The following is a 553-nucleotide window of genomic DNA, read 5'->3' as shown; positions in this document are numbered from 1 at the left end:
TAATGCCGATCAGTTAAGGCATTAATTACAGGATCCATTGAACGATCCTATCTGTATGTAAGAATCCGATATCGGGTACCTGATATCGGATTTTTTTATGCGTTTTGAAAGTGAGTTAGCGACAGCGTTTAAGTCTTGCAATACATTCCATACATTCGAAAAATACGCAGAGTTGCTGTCTCCTGAGCTTATTGAGAAAGGGTTTAAGCAAGCAGGTGTCGCTACCGTAAGGAAGAGGCGCTTACCTCTTGAGACTGTTCTGTGGTCAATTATTGGAATGGCACTCTATCGACAGAAATCTGTCTGGGATATTGCCACACAGATGGACATTATGTTGCCTGATAAGAAGCCTCTAGTCGCTCCGAGTGCTCTCGTTCAAGCAAGGCAGCGCTTAGGCTCTGATGCGGTGAAAGAAGTGTTTAAGGTTGTTGCTCAACACGGATACGAAACGAACTCGTTTGATTCATGGGCTGGGCTCAATCTATTTGCCGTTGATGGCGTCGTGTGGCGAACCGCGGATACGGCTGAAAATCATGAGGTCTTTCAAACACAA

General features: G+C 44.8%; 1 protein-coding gene. It reads left to right on the top strand.

What is annotated here, in order from left to right:
* Positions 1-97 precede the first annotated feature (97 nt).
* The coding region (locus TW81_RS19145) for a transposase domain-containing protein (RefSeq protein ID WP_045957247.1) at positions 98-553 on the top strand (456 nt) is incomplete at its 3' end.

The organism is Vibrio galatheae (genome assembly GCF_000967545.1).
Classification (GTDB): Bacteria; Pseudomonadota; Gammaproteobacteria; order Enterobacterales; family Vibrionaceae; genus Vibrio; species Vibrio galatheae.
The sequence above is the reverse complement of the archived record's forward strand: the minus strand, read 5'-3'. Positions and strand labels throughout refer to the sequence as shown.